This is a genomic window from Micromonospora sp. NPDC006766, assembly GCF_040636055.1.
Classification (GTDB): domain Bacteria; phylum Actinomycetota; class Actinomycetes; order Mycobacteriales; family Micromonosporaceae; genus Micromonospora.
Genome location: NZ_JBEYIX010000001.1, coordinates 205,670 through 222,912, shown reverse-complemented (window position 1 = coordinate 222,912; position 17,243 = coordinate 205,670). Strand labels below are relative to the sequence as shown.

24 protein-coding genes, 4 tRNA genes and 1 pseudogene are annotated in these 17,243 nt (G+C 70.6%); 3 read left to right on the top strand and 26 right to left on the bottom strand.

Annotated features, from left to right (window positions below):
• Window positions 1-684 precede the first annotated feature (684 nt).
• Window positions 685-891 carry a DUF397 domain-containing protein gene (locus ABZ671_RS01690; RefSeq protein WP_357849505.1) on the bottom strand — a complete coding sequence of 69 codons (207 nt, stop codon included), beginning with the start codon at window positions 889-891 and terminating at the stop codon, window positions 685-687.
• Window positions 892-904: 13 nt separating this feature from the next.
• Complete coding sequence (locus ABZ671_RS01685) at window positions 905-1,741, bottom strand: helix-turn-helix transcriptional regulator (protein ID WP_357849502.1); 837 nt, start codon at window positions 1,739-1,741, stop codon at window positions 905-907.
• Window positions 1,742-2,014: 273 nt separating this feature from the next.
• Between ABZ671_RS01685 and ABZ671_RS01680 the strand changes: the two are divergent.
• The 3 genes and pseudogenes from ABZ671_RS01680 (at window position 2,015) to ABZ671_RS01670 (ending at window position 2,761) form a co-directional block, all read left to right on the top strand.
• Window positions 2,015-2,322 (top strand): annotated as a pseudogene (locus tag ABZ671_RS01680) (DivIVA domain-containing protein).
• A 5-nt stretch (window positions 2,323-2,327) separates the two neighbouring features.
• The gene (locus tag ABZ671_RS01675) at window positions 2,328-2,597 is read left to right on the top strand and encodes a hypothetical protein (protein WP_357849500.1); all 270 of its coding nucleotides are present in this window, start codon (window positions 2,328-2,330) and stop codon (window positions 2,595-2,597) included.
• A gap of 91 nt (window positions 2,598-2,688) precedes the next feature.
• Window positions 2,689-2,761 (top strand) — tRNA-Arg (locus ABZ671_RS01670).
• Between the two features lie 125 nt (window positions 2,762-2,886).
• Here ABZ671_RS01670 and ABZ671_RS01665 read toward each other — a convergent pair.
• The 24 genes from ABZ671_RS01665 to ABZ671_RS01550 form a co-directional block, all read right to left on the bottom strand.
• Window positions 2,887-3,312, bottom strand: a complete 426-nt coding sequence (locus tag ABZ671_RS01665) for a hypothetical protein (RefSeq protein ID WP_357849497.1) — start codon at window positions 3,310-3,312, stop codon at window positions 2,887-2,889.
• A gap of 162 nt (window positions 3,313-3,474) precedes the next feature.
• Window positions 3,475-4,404, bottom strand: a complete 930-nt coding sequence (locus tag ABZ671_RS01660) for a hypothetical protein (RefSeq protein WP_357849494.1) — start codon at window positions 4,402-4,404, stop codon at window positions 3,475-3,477.
• 657 nt (window positions 4,405-5,061) lie between these two features.
• On the bottom strand, window positions 5,062-5,388 hold the full coding sequence (locus ABZ671_RS01655) for a hypothetical protein (RefSeq protein WP_357849491.1): 327 nt from the start codon (window positions 5,386-5,388) through the stop codon (window positions 5,062-5,064).
• Window positions 5,388-5,750, bottom strand: a complete 363-nt coding sequence (locus ABZ671_RS01650; RefSeq protein WP_357849488.1) for a hypothetical protein — start codon at window positions 5,748-5,750, stop codon at window positions 5,388-5,390. Before ABZ671_RS01650 ends, ABZ671_RS01655 begins: the two co-directional genes overlap by 1 nt.
• 20 nt (window positions 5,751-5,770) lie before the next feature.
• The gene (locus tag ABZ671_RS01645; protein ID WP_357849485.1) at window positions 5,771-5,935 is read right to left on the bottom strand and encodes a hypothetical protein; all 165 of its coding nucleotides are present in this window, start codon (window positions 5,933-5,935) and stop codon (window positions 5,771-5,773) included.
• On the bottom strand, window positions 5,932-6,144 hold the full coding sequence (locus tag ABZ671_RS01640; RefSeq protein ID WP_357849482.1) for a hypothetical protein: 213 nt from the start codon (window positions 6,142-6,144) through the stop codon (window positions 5,932-5,934). Before ABZ671_RS01640 ends, ABZ671_RS01645 begins: the two co-directional genes overlap by 4 nt.
• On the bottom strand, window positions 6,141-6,872 hold the full coding sequence (locus ABZ671_RS01635; RefSeq protein WP_357849479.1) for a nucleotidyltransferase domain-containing protein: 732 nt from the start codon (window positions 6,870-6,872) through the stop codon (window positions 6,141-6,143). The genes ABZ671_RS01640 and ABZ671_RS01635 overlap by 4 nt, the downstream gene beginning before the upstream one ends.
• Window positions 6,869-7,264 carry a hypothetical protein gene (locus ABZ671_RS01630; protein ID WP_357849476.1) on the bottom strand — a complete coding sequence of 132 codons (396 nt, stop codon included), beginning with the start codon at window positions 7,262-7,264 and terminating at the stop codon, window positions 6,869-6,871. Before ABZ671_RS01630 ends, ABZ671_RS01635 begins: the two co-directional genes overlap by 4 nt.
• On the bottom strand, window positions 7,261-7,815 hold the full coding sequence (locus ABZ671_RS01625; protein ID WP_357849473.1) for a hypothetical protein: 555 nt from the start codon (window positions 7,813-7,815) through the stop codon (window positions 7,261-7,263). Before ABZ671_RS01625 ends, ABZ671_RS01630 begins: the two co-directional genes overlap by 4 nt.
• Window positions 7,812-8,342, bottom strand: a complete 531-nt coding sequence (locus ABZ671_RS01620) for a hypothetical protein (protein ID WP_357849471.1) — start codon at window positions 8,340-8,342, stop codon at window positions 7,812-7,814. Before ABZ671_RS01620 ends, ABZ671_RS01625 begins: the two co-directional genes overlap by 4 nt.
• Window positions 8,343-8,349: 7 nt before the next feature.
• Complete coding sequence (locus ABZ671_RS01615) at window positions 8,350-8,577, bottom strand: hypothetical protein (protein WP_357849468.1); 228 nt, start codon at window positions 8,575-8,577, stop codon at window positions 8,350-8,352.
• Window positions 8,574-8,960 (bottom strand): hypothetical protein, encoded by a 387-nt coding sequence (locus tag ABZ671_RS01610; protein WP_357849465.1) that lies wholly within the window; start codon window positions 8,958-8,960, stop codon window positions 8,574-8,576. Before ABZ671_RS01610 ends, ABZ671_RS01615 begins: the two co-directional genes overlap by 4 nt.
• Before the next feature lie 40 nt (window positions 8,961-9,000).
• Entirely contained in the window at window positions 9,001-9,522 is a 522-nt protein-coding gene (locus ABZ671_RS01605) for an AAA family ATPase (RefSeq protein ID WP_357849462.1), read from the bottom strand.
• Window positions 9,519-10,004, bottom strand: coding sequence for a hypothetical protein (locus ABZ671_RS01600; protein ID WP_357849460.1), 486 nt, complete (start codon window positions 10,002-10,004; stop codon window positions 9,519-9,521). The genes ABZ671_RS01605 and ABZ671_RS01600 overlap by 4 nt, the downstream gene beginning before the upstream one ends.
• Window positions 10,001-10,300: a hypothetical protein gene (locus ABZ671_RS01595; RefSeq protein WP_357849457.1), complete on the bottom strand. Its 300-nt coding sequence runs from the start codon at window positions 10,298-10,300 to the stop codon at window positions 10,001-10,003. The genes ABZ671_RS01600 and ABZ671_RS01595 overlap by 4 nt, the downstream gene beginning before the upstream one ends.
• Window positions 10,301-10,309: 9 nt before the next feature.
• The gene (locus tag ABZ671_RS01590) at window positions 10,310-10,804 is read right to left on the bottom strand and encodes a hypothetical protein (RefSeq protein ID WP_357849454.1); all 495 of its coding nucleotides are present in this window, start codon (window positions 10,802-10,804) and stop codon (window positions 10,310-10,312) included.
• A gap of 136 nt (window positions 10,805-10,940) precedes the next feature.
• Window positions 10,941-12,197, bottom strand: coding sequence for a DUF6884 domain-containing protein (locus ABZ671_RS01585; protein ID WP_357849451.1), 1,257 nt, complete (start codon window positions 12,195-12,197; stop codon window positions 10,941-10,943).
• Window positions 12,197-12,733, bottom strand: coding sequence for a hypothetical protein (locus ABZ671_RS01580; protein ID WP_357849448.1), 537 nt, complete (start codon window positions 12,731-12,733; stop codon window positions 12,197-12,199). The genes ABZ671_RS01585 and ABZ671_RS01580 overlap by 1 nt, the downstream gene beginning before the upstream one ends.
• The gene (locus tag ABZ671_RS01575) at window positions 12,730-12,981 is read right to left on the bottom strand and encodes a hypothetical protein (RefSeq protein ID WP_357849444.1); all 252 of its coding nucleotides are present in this window, start codon (window positions 12,979-12,981) and stop codon (window positions 12,730-12,732) included. The genes ABZ671_RS01580 and ABZ671_RS01575 overlap by 4 nt, the downstream gene beginning before the upstream one ends.
• 140 nt (window positions 12,982-13,121) lie before the next feature.
• On the bottom strand, window positions 13,122-15,704 hold the full coding sequence (locus ABZ671_RS01570) for an MXAN_6230/SCO0854 family RING domain-containing protein (protein ID WP_357849441.1): 2,583 nt from the start codon (window positions 15,702-15,704) through the stop codon (window positions 13,122-13,124).
• A 198-nt stretch (window positions 15,705-15,902) separates the two neighbouring features.
• Window positions 15,903-15,977: transfer RNA gene (locus ABZ671_RS01565), tRNA-Cys, on the bottom strand.
• Window positions 15,956-16,870 carry a hypothetical protein gene (locus ABZ671_RS01560; protein ID WP_357849438.1) on the bottom strand — a complete coding sequence of 305 codons (915 nt, stop codon included), beginning with the start codon at window positions 16,868-16,870 and terminating at the stop codon, window positions 15,956-15,958. Before ABZ671_RS01560 ends, ABZ671_RS01565 begins: the two co-directional genes overlap by 22 nt.
• A gap of 193 nt (window positions 16,871-17,063) precedes the next feature.
• Window positions 17,064-17,153, bottom strand: a tRNA-Cys gene (locus tag ABZ671_RS01555).
• An 8-nt stretch (window positions 17,154-17,161) separates the two neighbouring features.
• Window positions 17,162-17,234 (bottom strand) — tRNA-Arg (locus ABZ671_RS01550).
• Between the last annotated feature and the right edge of the window lie 9 nt (window positions 17,235-17,243).

Below are 17,243 nucleotides of genomic sequence, written 5' to 3'. Positions count from 1 at the left end.
ACAAGGCGACGATGACTCGCCGTATGACCGCACGGGGCATGGGCGTGGACCTCCTAGGGGTGGTGATTCGGCTCCGACATTCTGCGGGTCGGCCCACGTGGACGCTAGGCGTCTGACGGCGACCCGTCGGCGGATGGAGGCTGAACGCCAGGTGACAGCCTCAGGCACCTTCGCGGAATTGATGCGGTCCTACGTGAGGAGACCGTGCACCACAGCCCGGCCTGTACGGCGGCGAACGGGCACGCCGGGCCCCGGCTGCGGCGTGCCTGGTGGCGGACGGCGCTGGGCGGGCGGAGGGTGGTGCAGCTGCTACGAACTTGATGACGTGAACGACTCAACCGATGGCCGGTCCACGGTGTTGTGTCCGCCGAAGGCTGCGCCGGTGCGAGCGCGCGTCCTCTAGCGGGCAGGTGATGCATCGACGTCATCAAGTTCGTAGCGTCCAACGATGATGCCGCCGGCCCGCCGGCCTCCGCCCGGTTCGGTAGAGGGGGAGTTGGCGGCCGAGCAGCGCGCCGACCCGGCGGAACCGGTGGGGCCCCTGCGTTGGTGACCGACGCGCCGATCACCAGCCGCCGGGAGAAGTCATCCTCGCGCCGTCAGGAAACTTGTCCATGCATCGCGCTGATTCCCGGGAACCACGGGGTGCTGTCCGACAAGAGACAGCACCCCGTGGTCCGAAACTCAGTTGGTTGACGTTTGGTGCTTCAGGCCGTTGACGAAGTGTGACCATGCCGCCTGGCTGAACGCGAGGACCGGGCCGCTCACGTCCTTGCTGTCCCGTACAGCGACCCTGCCGGCCAGGTTGTCCGCGACCTCGACGCAGTCGCCGGATCCGTTGCTGCGGGTGCTCTTCCGCCAGGTCACGGGGGTCGTGCTGAGCTCCGTCACCGCGCCCGTCCTCTCATAGCTCGTCGATCGCCCCCTGGATCAGGTCGCGCGACTCCCGAGCGCTCGCCGCCGTGGCGACCAGGTGCTCAAAAACCCGGCTGTACTCCCTGACCTGTTGGCCTTCGAGATAGAGGCTACCGGCGCGGGTTTCGATGTAGACGATCCCCGGATCGGCCGGCTCCGGGAAGGCCAGCACGCTGAACGCGCTGCCCATCGAGCCATACTCACCAGCGCCGAAGGTCAGGATCTGGATGGTGCGGCGGGGCTGCTCCGACTCCTCGGCCAGCCGCTTCAACTGCGCCTTGTACGCCTCGACTCCGCCGACCGGCCGCCGCAGGGCCGCCTCGTCCAACACCACCCAGAGCTTCGGCGGCGTGTCGCTCGTCTGGCGGCGCATCCGTAGCTCGACCCGGCGCTCGACCTCCTCCTTCGGCGCGTCTGGGTGTTCGGCCCGGATGACCGTACGGGCGTAGTCGGCGGTCTGAAGCAGGCCGGGGACCAGTTGCGGCTGGAAGGCGCGGATCTCCGACGCCTCGGCCTCCAGCCCGACGTAGACCTCGAACCAGTCCGGCAGCACATCGTCGTACGCCTGCCACCAGCCGCGCTTGCGCGCGTCCCGGGCCACCTGGACGAGGGCCGCGACCTCCTCGCCCTCGACGCCGTACAGCTCAAGGAGGCTGCGGGCGACCGGTGGCAGCACGGAGACCTGGGCATTCTCGACCCGGCTCAGCGCGGACTTCGAGATGCCGATTTCCTTCGCCGCCTGGTCGGCGGTCAGTCCGGTCTGCTCGCGCAGCCGGCGCAGGGCGGCGGCCAGACGCCGCCGACGGACGGTCGGGCTTCCAGCCATGGTGACCAGTGTGGACCGAAGAGAACGCGACACGCAATGACCCCAACCCAAATCGGGAGTTGCGCAAAGGGATAAGACCGTTGCGCGATGAGTGAGGCTACGGATCGTCTGAGTGATCATGGCGGCCCGAAAGTCGATGAAGCGGCCCTGCTGTCGTACTGCTGATCGTCAGGCTGCGGTGGCAGGTGCCGGGGTGGGTCCGCCGGTGCGCGGCGGGTCGACGGGCCCGCCCCTTCCACAGGTCAATCTCGACGGTGAGAGGCAGGTCCTGCCATGCGCGTGTTCTTTCGGCGTAACCAGCGTCCGCAGCGGTCGGCCAGCGGGCCGACCTGCTACCGCTCGGCGGCCTACCATCCGCTGCGGCCGTGGCAGGTGCGCGGGGGCGACGGTTCCGGTCCACGCCGCTGGGACGGCGCGGGCTCGACCCGCGAGAGGTGTCGGAGTTCCTCGACCGGGTCGCCGGTGATCTGGCCGCCGTGTACGACGCGCTGGCGCAGAGTCGGCGGGAGACCGATCGGGTCAAGGACGCGTTGCGCTGCTGGCAGTCCGAGCAGGCTCGCGCCCGCAACGAGCGGAGCTAGTGGCAATGAGTGAACGCTGGGTCATCCACCTGCCGGTGGTCGTCAATGACCTGCTGGCCGCACAGCGGCTGGCCCGGGTGGTGGCGCACTGGACGCAGGTGCTGCCGCAGACCGAACCCGGCGGCACCACCGTCTCACCCGAGGACGACCAGAACGTACGCCACTGGGCCTTTTGCGACCAGGTCCTCCCCGGCGGCCGGCGCTGCCTGCTGCGGCCCGACCACGACGGCGAGTGCTCCCGCCGGTTCCGGCCGCGCCGAGCGTGGTGGTTCTGAACCCGGCCAGTCGAACGCGACAACGCAGGTCAACGAAGGCCACTCCCTGCCACCCCGGGTGAACGCGTGGGTCGCTAGACTAGGCCCTCGCGCCCTCGTAGCTCAGGGGATAGAGCATCGGTTTCCTAAACCGTGTGTCGCAGGTTCGAATCCTGCCGGGGGCACGCTGCACAAACACCGCTAGTCGATCTAGCTGGTTTTGGGGCCTGGGGGCACCGTGGGGGCACCGGCCCGAAAAATGGGGGGCCGCCGGGCGTGTCGGCGGCCCCCCATTTCCAGTAGTCCAGCGTTACCCCCGGCTGGCGCGGAGGGGACGCACCGAGCCCGTTGCTTGACCGTCAACGAGCCGCTGCGCATCGCCCAAAAACTCGCGGGCCGCGTCGTCACCCTCACGGAAGCACACCGCGACCGCCCCGCGGATCACCTGTTCCAGATGCTGACACTCGGCGGCAGCTCGGCTACGCCCGTCCCAGATGATCAGGCAGCTAAAGAAGGCGGCGACTGCGGCAATGCCGACCAGGATCGCGAAGCCGATAGCCGCCCCGCTTCCGAACGTCACAGGTTCCACGCCGTCTGCATCTCTGGCATCGGTGTAGATCGACCCCCAGGCGAATGCGGTCAGGATGGCGAGGGTGGCCGCAGCGATGCCGGCGATGATGAGGGGGGCGTCCTGCCGCCGCCGCGTCCGCCGGGCTTTGGTCTCGTCGTCGTACAAGGGTTTGCTCCGTCTCCTGCTGTGGGGAGGGGTCGGAGACGCAGGCGGGGTGTCCTCGCCGGGGGCTGCGTCTCCCCGCCAGCATCACCGACCGGTGGGTGTGCGGCGGTCGCGCCTCACCCCACGGATGGTGGGGTGAGGCGCGCGGGAGGCGTGCCAGGGCTAGCCGGACGGGGCGGCTGGTCGTTCGGCGCGGCTGCTGAGGCTGGCGAGAAGCACGGTGACGCGCTGCTGCCGGCGGGGCTGCTGGGCCCACCGGCCGGCATGGGCGCAGGGGTTCTTGCTGATGCTGCGGATGGTGTTGGTGGCCTCGGTGTCGCAGCCGGGCCAGGTGGCGCGGTGGTTTCCGGGGGCGGGTTGGGGTTGCGCCCCGTCGATGTGGGCTGCCGTCATGCGCGGGCTGGTGTGGCCGGCAGCGGCGGCCCGGTTAGCGCCGGGCCGGGCGTCTAGGCGTCCCGGGGTGTCGGGGCCGTAGATGGGTGCGCCCGGGGCTGCGGCGGCGGGTGGGGGCTGCTCATCCGTCGCCCCGGGCGTGGTCTCGGGCGCAGTCTCGGGCGCGGTCTCGGGGACCGTCGTACTCGGTGCGGAGGTATCCGGTGGGGCGGTGCCGCCGTCACCGTCAGGGGGAGTGGTCACGTCTGTCACCGGCGGCGGCGCAGGATCGGGCGGCTTGGATGGGGTGGGTGGGGTGGTGCCGACGAGCCGGTCAGTGACGTCGGTGACCGTGTCTACAGCGCCGCCGACGACCGGGATGGGCGCGGTGACGTGGTCGATGGTGTCGGTGACCTGCTCGACGGTGCGGCCGACGCCGGTGAGGGTGGTGTCGACGGCGGTGGTGGTGTCGTTGAGCAGGTCCCGCACCGGGGTTTTGCCGTTGCCACGGGCGGGGGTGATGGTGTCGGTGACCTGCTCGACGGTGCCGGTGATCGTCCCGGTGACGGCGCCGAGCAGCCCGGATGGTTGCCGGTCGGCCGCGTGGGCGTGGCCGCTGGTGGCCAGCAGGGCGGCGCCGGTGCTGGCTGCGGCGAGTCCGAGTAGCAGCAGCGCGCGTCGTGTTGCGGTTGTGGCGTGCTGCTGTGTCGGGTGAGCCATCTCGATCCTCCCCATTGGATCTTGTGGCTGTAAGTAGTTGATGTTGTTCCGTTGAGTAGTCGATCGTGCCGGAGTCGATGTTATATGCAACTTCCACGGCGACGATCCGTCAGATAGTGAAAAACGCGCGACGGCCCGTATCGACAGGGTCACCAATTCGTTACCGACGTTCAACCATCCGGCTACCCCAACCCTCACTACTCACAGCGCTGACACGAGCACGCTCGCCGCGCCCTCCAAGGCCCCGCGTCGCGGTGGAACCCGTCCGGCACGCGCAGCTCATACACGGGGGTGAACCCGACCGCCTGACCGTCGTCGGTGATCCGGTCACCGTCGTAAACGCCGGTACCGCACCACACGCACCAACCACCAACGTGCGAGGTGCCGTCGCAGACCTCGAAGAACAGATGCCGGCCGATGACGCAGTCAAGGCCAGGGTTCGGCACGCTCATCGCGGTCTCCTGCGGGCACCGCGCAGGCGGTAGGCCCGGTGGATAGCGAACAAGCGAGCACGGGCGGCATCCCACTCGGCGCACTCGGCGCAGCCACGCCGGGCCATCCGCACCCAGTGCGGCGGCACCCTGTCCCAGCCCTCGAACTCGGCACAAACAGCGCCGGGGGTGTGGTCCCCCGGCCGAGACACGGCAGAGGGGGCAGTCATTCGGCTGACGTCCGCTCGGTGGCCGCCTGGTCCCGGCCACGCCCCAACAACGCCATGACCTCGTCCGCCCGGTCACGGTGCTCCCCGAACGTCAACACCAGCCGCACCCCGAACGGGATACGCAGCGTGTACGCCCGCCGCGCCGACGCGCACACCGCCGCCGCCCGGTCCCGGCGGAACTGGTCATGCAGCGGCAACCGCTTCACCGTCCACCACACCCCTTCGGGCAGGAACACCACCACCAGCCAGCCGAGCCCGAGCAGCACACCCAGGCCGCCAACGGCGGCGAACACAGACAGCACCCCGAGCCAGAAGTCCGACATCAGTCCTCCGGCCCGAACTCGACGCCCGGGTCTTGCGGCCCGGCCGCCCGCCACCGCGGATTCACCCGCGCCGGCTCGACCAGCACCGGGTACACCACGTCATACACCTTCCGGGCCTGGCTGCCGTCGTAGCCGGCCGCCACGGCAACCACGATCCCAGCAAAGGTGAACACATGGCAGCGGCGGGTACAGGCGGCGAAGGCCGCGAACCCGGCCCGGTTCTCCACCTTCGTCAGCGGTAGCCGTTTCACGACGGCGTCGCCGGCCCGGTTCACGAGCCGGCCAGCCTGCCACAGGACCACACCGGAGGCGGCGACCGCAGGCAGGGTGGCGAGGCCGAACAGATAGTCAGGGATGTCCACGGGTTCCCTTTCCTTTCAGGTCATGCTTCACGGACGTTGGCGAGCAGCCGCATTGCCTCGGCAAGCGTGTGCCGATGGCGATGCATCAGGTGCGAGCCGATGTCGGACAGGGTGGCGTCCGGGTCTTCCTCGGACACCTCGAACCGGTCCGGGCAGCCGGACGGGTCGGGGCACAGCAGGATCACGACGCCTCCCTGCGGGTCAGCTCCGCCGCCACGCCGTCGAGCAGCGCCAGGGTGAGCTGCCCAGACTGGGCTGGCGGTGCGGCGCCCTTCGGCCCGACCTCGTGGAAGGTGCCGGCGGCGATCCGGGCGGCAACCACATCCAGGCCGTGCCGCAGGTTGCCGGCAATCACCCTCAGCGTCGCCGTGGACGCTGCCTCCAACCCGCTCACGCCGGGCCGTCCACGGGGACGCCGAGGAACCGCCGGCGTACATTGGCGTCCAGGTGGGCGTGGCGCACCCGCAACAGCCACGCCTCAACCGCGGCCCGGTCCGGCTCGACCGGCAACACAGACCGGGCCGCGTCGAACCGCGACTCGTAATCGGCCATCCACGCTCGGGCCAGCTCGATGTCCCCGGACGCCACCCGCTCCCCGAAGTCGACGAACCGCTGCGGGTTCGCGAGCCGAATTTCCAGCTCCCCCGTCGCGTACAGCCTCAACCCCTGGTGGCACAGCCTCAGTAGATGCCGGGCGTGTTTCGCGGTCCGCCTGCGCGTATCCGCCGAGAACGAGCCGTCCCCGCGCGCCTCCAACCGGCGGAACTGCTGCGTGGCGTAACCGAGGTAGGCGTCACGGACCCGCTTCGCGCTGAGGAACGCCGACCTGATGCCGATCAGTTCCTCCCCGAGCGGGGTGCGCACCTCGAACAGGTCGTCCGGCAGCCACATCAGCTCGGACACAGTCGGGTTGCCGCCGAGGGCCAGCCTGGCGTACTTGGCTGCTTCGTGGATGGTGGTGTCGGGCTTGCTGGTGACCTTCGTTTCCTCCGGCGGGGTGAGCCCGTGGAACGCCTCGGTGGGGGCGGCGAAGACGCCAAGCCGGTCCACGTCAGAGTCCGGACCAGCCAGCCCGTAGGCGGTTGAGCCGACGATGCCCGCAAGTAGCACATTCCTGGTCAACGGTGTCTCCTTCGCTTCGATGGCTTGACGAACCGGCCGACGCCGGGCCGGCGCAGCTCCCCGTAGGTGCCGTGCCCGGCGGGCCCGTTGCAGGCGGGGCAGCCGACCACGCCGACGCTGTAGGTCTCTCGCCGGCAGCCGGGGCAGTACAGGATGGTGCAGGTCTGGTAGGGGCACAGCCGGCGGGTCTCGTAGTTGTTGCCGCGCCGGTCGTCGAGGACCGCGCCGCAGTGGTCGCACAGGTGCGGCTGGTGCCGGCGCTGGTGGTACTCCGGGCTGCGGCGCTTACTCTCTCCGTCGGTGGCGCACCAGTCGTCGCAGACGTGCGGGGCGACGGCTCGCGGGTCGGACTCGCAGTCAGCGCAGCCGACCACGACTCTCAGGCAGATCATCGCGGCATGACCGGGAGACCGACGTTGCCGCGCCACGCGTCCACGACGATCGCCACCTGCTGCACGTCCAGGCGCACCGTCTCGGCCAGCAGCCCGGTCAACCGGCACCGCTCGTCGCGGTCGAGCACGTGGGCGACCCTCGGCGCGATCCGCCCGAGCGCGACGATCCTGCCCTCTTCGCTGTCCAGCTCGAACGCCTCGGGGATCGCGGCGATGAACAGCTCCGCGTGTTCCGGGGTGACGGCCATCATCTCGGCCAGCGCGCTATCCGGTGCCAGCTCCGGTTTGCCCTCCACGTAGAAGGCGTGCAGCTTCCGCAGGATCGGGTGGTCGCCGAGGTCACCGTGTTCCTCCACGATGTGCCAGGCGGCCCGCAGGGCGATCCCTTCGTGCTCCTGGGCGCCCATGCGCAGGACGTGGAAGATCGCGTCCCGCAGGTCGGAGGTCTCCCCGCAGCACTGCAACGGGTCATCGTCGTCGCCGAGGCGCAGCGAGCACCATTCGTCGGCGGTCAGCGGGCCGATCAGCCCGCCGGTGGTGGGGTTGGTCATCGGGTCTCCTGCGTGGGTGTGTGGTTGCGGGCGAACGCCTCGATGGCGTCCAGGTGTTCGGGGCGTAGCCCTCGGCTGCTGTTCGGCCGGATGAGCAGTGCCCGCCCGGCGGTCAGCTCGTCGTGCAGCGGGCCACCAGTTGGGACCTCGTCGTCGTCGGTCCAGATCAGCCGACGCCCGTCGGCGAGTACCTGCCGGGCGGCGGCGAGTTTGACGGCCGACGCGGCGGGGCCTCGGACGTCCTCGTTGAACGCCCGACCCAACGGGGGGAGACGGAACAGCCGTTCGAGCTGCCAGGCGTAGGCGCACCAGGTGGTGCACCAGCGGACTTCGACCAGGCCGCTGCGGTGCAGCTCGTAGATGCGGGCGATCAACTGTGGCGCCCATCGGATCTTGTATTCCGTGGCGTTCTCGTAGGCGTAGCCCTTCCAGGGGGCGGCGGACCAGCCGGGTCGGGAGGCGTTGATAACCCCGTCCACGTCGAGCAGCCACACCGGCGGCAAGTCGGCAGCGGCGGTGTTGGTCATGGCTGCCTCACCTCCTAGCAGTGAGCTTGGCTCGCAGGCGGGCGGCGATCTGCGCGCGGGTTGGCTCCGTCCATCCGTGCCAGCCGTGTCCGGGCACCCACCGTTGCGGATGTCCGTCCGGGTAGTCGGGCGATTCGCGGAGGGGGTAGCCGCACCAGCGGCAGCCGTTCGGCGGTGGGGCGGTGTTGTGACGCAGCCGTAGCACCCGGGGCTGCGCCGGGGTCAGGCCGGTCATGAGCGGCGCTCCTGGGTGTCGATGGTGGGCCGCTGGCCGTCGGTGTCGCCGGGGTTGAGGCGTTCGTGGGTGGCGTTGCCGACCCCGGCGTACACGACGCGGTCGTAGCGGCCGGCGAGGGTGACGGCCTGGTCCCGCCAGCGGATCCCGACCGAGCGGACGGCGTCCTGGTCGTCGCCTACGGCGATGAGGAACGGGTCGCCGGGCGTGGTGTGGCGGGGGACTGCGAAGGCGATCCACTGGCTGCCGCGTTGGCGGAGTTTGACCGCCCAGAAGCCGCCGGGGACCTTGGTGACGGCGAACCTGCCGTCGTCGAGCGGGTAGGCGTACGTGAGGTTTAGGGCAACACCGCTGGTGGTGCGGGTCAGGGTTTCGGTGCTCATGACACCCTCCGGCATCTCGATAGCGGTTACAACTATCAACCTACTTCAAGAGTCGGGCCATGTCCACGACTTCTACCGAATTCCCCCGACGCATCCCGGCCATCGTCGGCAACCGCAACGGGGTACGCCTCCCCTGCACAAACTCCTGATGCATCGCCAAAATCCGCTCACGACCCAACCGCGCCTCACCCTCACGGCCCACGTCCCGAGCCACACACGTCTTGAACGGGACCCGAGTGAAGTCCGCGACCCGGAACCGTGCCCCCGCCCGGTCGGCGATATCCCACAACGCCACCAGGTGCTCATCCGGCAGGTTCGTGCCGTCCTCCACCACCGACACCCCGGCCCGCAGCAGGTCGAGGATCTTCCCGTGGCAGGCGATCGTCACCAACCGCTCCTGCCCTGGGGTGCCCAGCCGGCGGCCGTGCATCGCCTTCCGCTCATCGTCGCGGGACACCCGCGCCCGCCACGCCGGGTCGATGTCCACCCACCCCCGAGCCCACGTCGTCTTCCCGCAGCCGGGAAGGCCGCGGGTCGCCCACATCACCAGGTCGTCGCTCATGAGAGGAACCCGTGCACGGTGTACGACACCCCCGGCCCGACATCCCGTGTCACCAACACCTGCCCATCCACCTCGACCGGCCGGACGCCGAGCAGCGTGGCGGCCTGCCCTACCAGCAGCCGGGCGGGGTCGCCGATCTCCCGCAGCGCGCACAAGACGTTCACCCGGCACGGTTCCGGCATGACCCCCGCTGTCGCCAGGTCGTACAGAGTCCGTACCGCGAGGGCGGCCCGCCGCCGGCCGATCGGCTCCTCGCCGTTGAGCCACGACAGGCGCACGTCGACCCCCTCACCGGTGCGGGCCGCGCCGACAGCCAGGCGTGGAGTCAACCCGACCCTCCCGGCGATGTCCTTATCAGCGGCGAGCCTGCGGACCAACTCCTCATCCCTGGGCGGGTAGGCGGCGTGGATGCCGTGGGGCGCCGGAACCGGGGTGCGGTTGAGGAGGACGGCAAGCTCCCGCATCCCACGCAAGACGCTCACCCGTCCGCCCCGGCCGTCTGGTGGGTGACCTCCCGCAGCTTGGCGTGCAGGGCGTCGAAGCGGACGGCCAGCTCGTAGTCGCTGCCGGAGTTGGCGGTGTCCCGGGCACGCTTCGCTGCGGCCTCACAGGCGGCCAGTTCCGGGGCGACCCGCTCGTAGACGGCGGCGATGGCCTGGCCCATCTCGTCCAGCTCGCCATCGGCCGGGTCGTAGTCGTCGGCGTGGTCGTTGGCCTCGTTCCAGTGGATGTAGTCGGCGTCGGTTGGGCCGGCGTCAGGCAGATCGTCGTAGTACATGGCGGCTCCTCAGTGGTTGGCCGGCGTGCCGCCGGTGGTGGTCAGGTGTCGGCGGGGGTCGCCCATGCAGCACAGGCAGTCGTAGTCGCAGCGGGCACGCCCGAACCCGGCTCGGCGGACGGCCGGCACCGGCCGCAGGTGCTCGCGGGCCAGGCACGTCCAGACGGGGCCGCCGCCGACCCCGTACAACTCCCAGCGGGGACGCCCGTCGACCTGCTCGCAGCCGTCGCGGCAGCGGCCGACGATGAACCCGCGTTTGCCGATGTTCGGGCCGGCGGCGATCCGCGCGGCGTCCCAGTCCTGTGGCGTCCATCGGGGGTCGTCCGGTCCGGCGGCGGTGATCTTCCAAGCGGCGGCGCGTAGTGCCCGGTCGCGGACGGCGGCGCGGCGTGCCTGCTCGGCGGCGATGGTGGCGGCTGAGGTGGTGAGCCATTCGGCGAGGGTGGACAGGTCGGTGTCGGTGAGGTCGCCGAGCTGGATGGTCGGGAAGGTGGGGAGGCTCACCGGGATGCCACGCTGTTCGGCTTCTTGGCCTGCCGGACCGGGTTTGTCATGTCATCCCCCTGAATTTTGGTAGCGGTTACATCTACTAATGTAGGCCACGGGCACCCCGCCGTCCACGACATCTACCAAATTCGCCTCAACACGCCAACGGCAACATCGGCTGCACCACAGACCGGGCCGCCCGCTCCCGCTGTCGCACACCCCACTCCCGCGCCGCCACCGGACAGTTCGCCTCCCACGCGACCAGGCCATGCGGGCAGCGACCAACATGCCGGCGTGCGTTGCCCGACCAGTCCGCCGAATCCGTCGAGGCGATCAACCCGCCCACCAAATCCAGCAGCGGGCCTTTCCCGCCCAGGGTGTGCAGCCGGGTCAGCCCGGCCGCGTGCAACAGCCGCACAATCTCGGCCGCCTCGGTGACCGGGCGGCGCAGCAGCGCACCCACCGCCTCCACCGGTTCCGCCCGCAGGTCGATACCCGCGCGGGCGTACATGTCGGCGTGCCGCAGATACCCGTCCGGTGTTGTACCGGTCAGCAGGGCAGCGATGTGCACCCCCGTGTCGGCGGCCCGCAGCTCCTCCACCGACGCGACCGTCCGCTCCTGGTGTTCGACCTCGGTCAGCCCGGTCCGGGCCAGGGCTCCACGGGAGGCGGGCCAGTCCTGCGGCGCTGCCCACACCAACCGGCCGATCTCCCGCCCGTACCGGCGGATGTCCGCCGCGTACTCGACGGCCGGGACCGTCCACCCGCCGTGGCGCATGAGCTGGTCGTAGCCGCCCGAGTCCAACAGCCACTCCTCGACCGCGACCGGCGGGGTCTTCACCGCGCGCAGGCGCACGTAGGACACCAGGACCCGCACACCCCACCACAGGGCGGACACGTCCCCACCCAGCCACACCACCGGCCCCGGCCCGTCCGGCTCGGCAGGGGCCGCGGTGACGGGTGGGCGGCCGATGACGGCGTTGACGTGCCGCTGATCCCCGTTACCGCCACACGCCTCGTATACGTCCTGCACCCACACGTCGAGGCTGCGCAACGCCTCGTCTAAGCGGGCCAGGTAGGGGCGGGGGAGCAGCGCGTACACCTCGGCACCCCAGTCGATGCCTAGGGCGCCCGCTTGCGCTGCCAGCGCGTCGGCGGTGATCGAGCCGGGGGCGTCCATGCGCAGGTCGTACGGCTCCAACACCTCGTCCAGCTCGACTAGGCCGTACTTCGCGGACAGGATCAGCACCCGCGCCGGCTGGTCGAGGGTTTCGGTGTCGAGGCGGGCGCACCGTTCGGCGTTGTCGAGGGTGTGCCGGAACAGGGAGCCGAGGTACAGGTCCCGGGCGGGCGCGCGGCGGGTGAGCTTCGCCCCGCCGCAGGGGATGACGTAGGTGATCCCCTCGAACATCAGCCGTCGGCCAACGAGTCGATCAACGCGGAAATCCGGGCGTCCTCGTCGGCGCGCTCCCGCCGCACCGCCTCGCACATGTCGGCGGTCTGCCGGCGGAACCGGTCTACCCCGTCCAGGTCGGTGACTAGCCAGCCGGGGCAGTGGATCGTCGCGGTGCGCCGCTCGTACGACTGGCCGTCGCACTTCCAATGCGGGTACCAGCCGGTGTAGGTGATTCGGGTGACCTCGTCGCCGGTGACTCCGTAGCCGACGTCGATGTGTTCGTAGCTGATGTTGCTGTTGTGGTTGTCGTCGTCATACAGGCACACCCCCTGCGGGAAAGGGAACTGACCGTGTGCGAGGACCCGCTGGGCGTACTCCTCGGCGGTCTCGGTCGGGTGCTCCCAGCGGCCGTTTGCCTCCATCAGCGCGGCGATGCGCTCCCTGACGAGGCGGTGCACCGTCGGCGCCCACTGCGACAGATCACCCGCGAGGTCGCGGTAGGCGTGAAGCGCCTCGGCGGTGGGCCGGGGTAGGTTCCTGCCGGCGGTCACCGCGATACCTCCGCGTTCGGGTTGGCAGCGGTGGCCGCCGCGTTGGCCTGGTCGGCGCGCTCGCACGCCTCCCGGTAGCGGGTCTCCGCCGTGGACGCGGTGGCGGCGAGTTGGGCACGCCGCTCGGGGGTCACGCTGCCCCCGGCGGCGCGGTGGTTGTGCTGGGCGAGGGTGAGGGCGTGGCCGGCGGTGACCGCTTCGGCGACGGCAGCGCGGTGGGCGGCGGCGAGGGCGGTGAAGTCGGCCATGGGAACCTCCGAAGAATTTTTGGTAGCGGTTACATCTACCAATGTAGGCCACGGGCACCCCGCCGTCCACGACATCTACCAAATTCGCGCAGGAAACGGCGGAGCCCCCAACCGCCAGGTCAGGGGCTCCGCCGTCGGTCTTACGCCAGCAATCCGGCCACGTCCGCCGCCGCCAGCAACCGCACCCGCGAAGCATCCAACCCCGCCGGGTGCAGCGCGTACACCTCCGCGCCGTCCGGCACCGGCAGGTCACCGCGGCCCACGAACTGCAACCCCGCCGACGCGGCATCCTCCACGGTGGCCGGCTCGCCCGGCTCGTCCCGCAGCCGGGCGTGGAACGCCTTCACCGACTCGCCCTCACCCCGCCGTAGCAGCCGCAGGCCGTCACCGTCGCGGACCAGCACCTCACGGGCGCGAGCGGCAGCCAGGTAGCGGCCCAGCTCCCCGAGGGTCACCCGACCGCCGGCCTCGAACGACTCCACCAACGCGGAGGCGACCTCGGCGAACTGGTGGTGGTGCCGGTGCACAGCGTGGTTGGTGCCGGTGACCCGGGCGGCCACGTCCAGCCAGCGCATCGTCCGCGACTGTAGATCCACGACCATCGGGATCGTCACCTTGCCCGGCCCGGCCAGGTCGAACCGCTGCTCCACCTGACGGGCGTCGAACGGCGACCGAGCACCCGACCCGTGCTCGGCGGTCTGGTCGCGGACCATGAACCCGGCGAACGCCTCCGCCATCCCGGTGAACGGCACGTTGTTGTACGACAGCACCGACACCACCGCCCACCGGCCACCCCCGGCCGCGAGGGTCGGCACGTCGAGGTCGATGAACTCCGACGCCCCACGCGGCGCGGGAGCGCTGGTGAAGTCCCCCGAGTGCGTCGCCCCCGGCAGACGAAGGCTCGTGTAGTCGCAGGTGCCGACGTGCCGCCACTGGTCGTCGTACACGGCCACCGACAGGTCAAGGTCGACCCGCTCGTCCGACTCCATCCAATGCGTAAACAGGCGGACCACCCGCCCGTCGGGGATCGGCAGCACCGACCCCCGGGCCAGGGTGACCAGTGCGCGGGAGGCGGTGCGCTCCGCGAACGGGGCGATCACCTTGTCCAACGCGCGGTCGATGACCGCCCGGTCGACCGGCGGCAACGCGGCGGCCCGGGTGAGGATGGCGTCACCGAGCACCCCCACCGTCTGCCCGACGGTGAGCAGCGGCAGCCGTGGCCGCTCGTCGGCGATGACGTGCGCGGTGCCGGTGCGTCCGGCGGGGAAGAACACCCGACGCTGCCGATCCTCGTGTCGGGTGCGGATCTCCCCGAGCGTGGACAGGACGACTGCCGGGGCGGCCTGCTCGGCGGCCCGGCCGATCGCGTGGATGACCGCGTCACCGTCGGCGCGGCCGGCGAGACGCAGCAGGTGGTCTGCGCGGCGCAGCAACTCACCCGGCCGCGACGTGAGGTTGGCGACCGCCGTCATGGCGTTCCCGTCGGCCAACGCCTGCTCGACCCGGGCCGCCCGGTGCGCCACCCGAACCCGCTGGCCGGCGATCCGCACCCCGGGGAAGCTCGAAGCAACCCACTCGATGGCTTCACCGGCCGGATGCCGATCCAGGTCGGTGCCGCGCAGCGCCGTGAACGCCGTGGCGATCCGGGGCCACCGGTGCGCGTGCTCGCCCGGGTGCAGCCGCTCCCCGACGGCGATCCACGCCCCCCGGTGCCGGCGCATGTCCTCCACCAACTGCGGCACCGTGATCCGGTCAAGGGCGGCGAGCAGGGCACGGCGTAGCGGTCGGGCCACCGGTGCCAGGCGGGGTCGGTCGATCAGCGACTCACCGCCCGAGCGGGCGACCAGCAGGCGCAGCACGTCCGTGGCCGTGTCGAGTAGGTCGGTCACCTTGTCGAGGGTGGCCGGGGTCGGCTCGTCGAGCAGCCACGACAGCAGGCGGGCCTTCGTCTCCCGGCCCGGCACCGTGGCGGGCAGCCAGGTGAGGTCGGTCCGGTCTTGCGCGGCGAGGAGCACGCCCAGGTCGTCCACCTCGCCCGGCGGCAGGGCACCCGGCCGGGCCAGCAGCCCCAGCAGCTCGGCACGCGCGTCGGCGGGCATGTCGCTGCCTCGGTGCAGTACCCGCAGCCGGGTCGGGCCGGCAGCGTCCACCGGCCGGCGCACGGCCGGCTCGTCGGCGGGCTGGCCGGCGGTCAGGAATGGGTCATCGCGGTCGAGCGCCCGGTAGCAGATCGGGCAGGCCGAGTAGTCGGCGGCCTGGAAGCAGTCCGTGCAGACGAGGTGCGCGCACGGGTTCACCGGCCGAACCGTGCCGGCGGCGAAGCATAGGACGCACGGCAGAGCCATCATCTGGAACCACGCGGCGAGGATGCGATCCACGTACAGGCCGAGCGTGTTGTGGGGGACCCGGTCGGGGAACCGGCGGAACAGCGGCGTGTGGTCGCGGTCGCCGCCGACGAGGTCATCACAGTCCGCGAGGAGCGCCGACCCGAACGCGGCCAGGTCGGGGGTGTCCAGCCGCGTGAGGGCGGCCCGCAAACCCACCGACAGCAGCCAGCCCCGGTCGGCGAGGTCGGCTTCGAGCAGGGCGATACCGGGCTCGGCCGCCACGTTGATCGGGTCGCCGGTCGGCGGGACGTACACGGTGGCGCGGCGGTGCAGTAGGACCCGGGCCAGGGTGACGGTCCGGGTCGGGGCGTGCTGGGTGCGGGTCGTGGTCGCCATGACGGTCACCTGGCCTTCCGGGGTGGTACGGGCATGAAAATGCGGGGCCGGTGATTGGATGCGCTAGTTCTCAGCCATTTGAAAGGGTTAGAAGGAAGCACATCCGGGGAGCCGGCCCCGCAGGTCAGACCGTAGCATCCTGCTAGTTGTTGTGTCTAGCGATATGCCATGGCGGGTCCACAGCGGATGGCACGACGTTGGAGATCGTGGTCGGATTTGAACCGACGTCCACCCGCTTTGCAGGCGGGGCCCTAGCCACTCGGGCACACGATCTGGTCGCGGTACCTGCTCGCGATGTAGTAGACGTTCTGGTGGGTCATGCCGTACTCCTGGGCGAGTACCGGTCCGCTTTCGCCCGCCGCCATCCGGCGCGCGATCTCGATGTTGCGCGACAACCTCTCCGGCGGCACTGTAAGCCTTGTAGGGCGCTTGGAGCCTGTGCGGCGGGGTTGCCCGTGAGCCGTCCGGCCTGCGACCAAAAGCGCCTCGACCTGGCGCTGTCGTCGCGCACCGAGGGCCGGGCTGATGCGCTCGGCGAGTTGGCGAGCCCGCTCTCCGTAGATACGGGTGTACCAGATGTCGTTCCAGTGCTCCTGCTCCCGTCGGGCTACGTTGACACCCGTCGCGCCCATCAGCCCAGCAGCCCGCGAAACCACGTCCCGGTCGGTCATCCGGAGAGCGACGCCCGTCGAGAAGCAACCCTCACCTTCAAGGATGCCCGCCAGCCAGGCGATGTCGGTGTCGGCTCCGACGGCGGACGCCAGGGCATCCTCAATCTCTGCGATTCTCGCCGTGTGGGCATGCACCAGCTCCATCGGTCGCCAGTCGCCACGCAGGAGAGCATTGACCGTCTTCGGGCGGACGTTGAACCGGGTCGCGATCTCTGCCCGGTGGGCCCCCTTACCCTTCATCTCCGCCATCTCGGCGATTTCGGTCAGGTACGGCTTCCGGTTTGGGCCTGGTTTCGCTGCGGCGAGCGCACGCCCGATCTGCTCGCGGCGGCGCTTGCCCATCAGGGGTTCCAGCGCCTGCATCAGCTCGACCGCCCGACGCCCCCGCACCCGCCAGGTGAAGGCGTCCTTGTGGTGCGGCTGGCGAGCCGGGGTGCGACGGTAATTCGCCTCGACCAGGGTCGCGGCCTGGGCCACCACGTCTTCGTCGGTCATCGACAGCACCACGGCGGACTGCTCCGGTGCAGACGGGGGCGGCGACATGAATGACCCTTCTCCTTCGAGCAAGCCGGCTAGGTAGGCGAGTGTGGCGGGCTTCCGGGCCGTCGCAAAATAGCTGGTCACGCCCCTGATTCTACCGTCCCGCTTTGCACCGTCCAACTCGCTGCATGGCCTCTGCGTGCCCCCCCCCCCCCGGCAGGATTCGAACCTGCGCTCCCACCACGGAAGATGATCACCCGCTTTGCAGGCGGGGCGGCCCACCCGGACCGACGCGAGGCCAAGACGCGCCCCCGGCAGGAATCGAACCTGCGACCCCCCGGTCCGGAACCGGGTGCGCTTTCCGCTGCGCCACGGGGGCATGGGCACG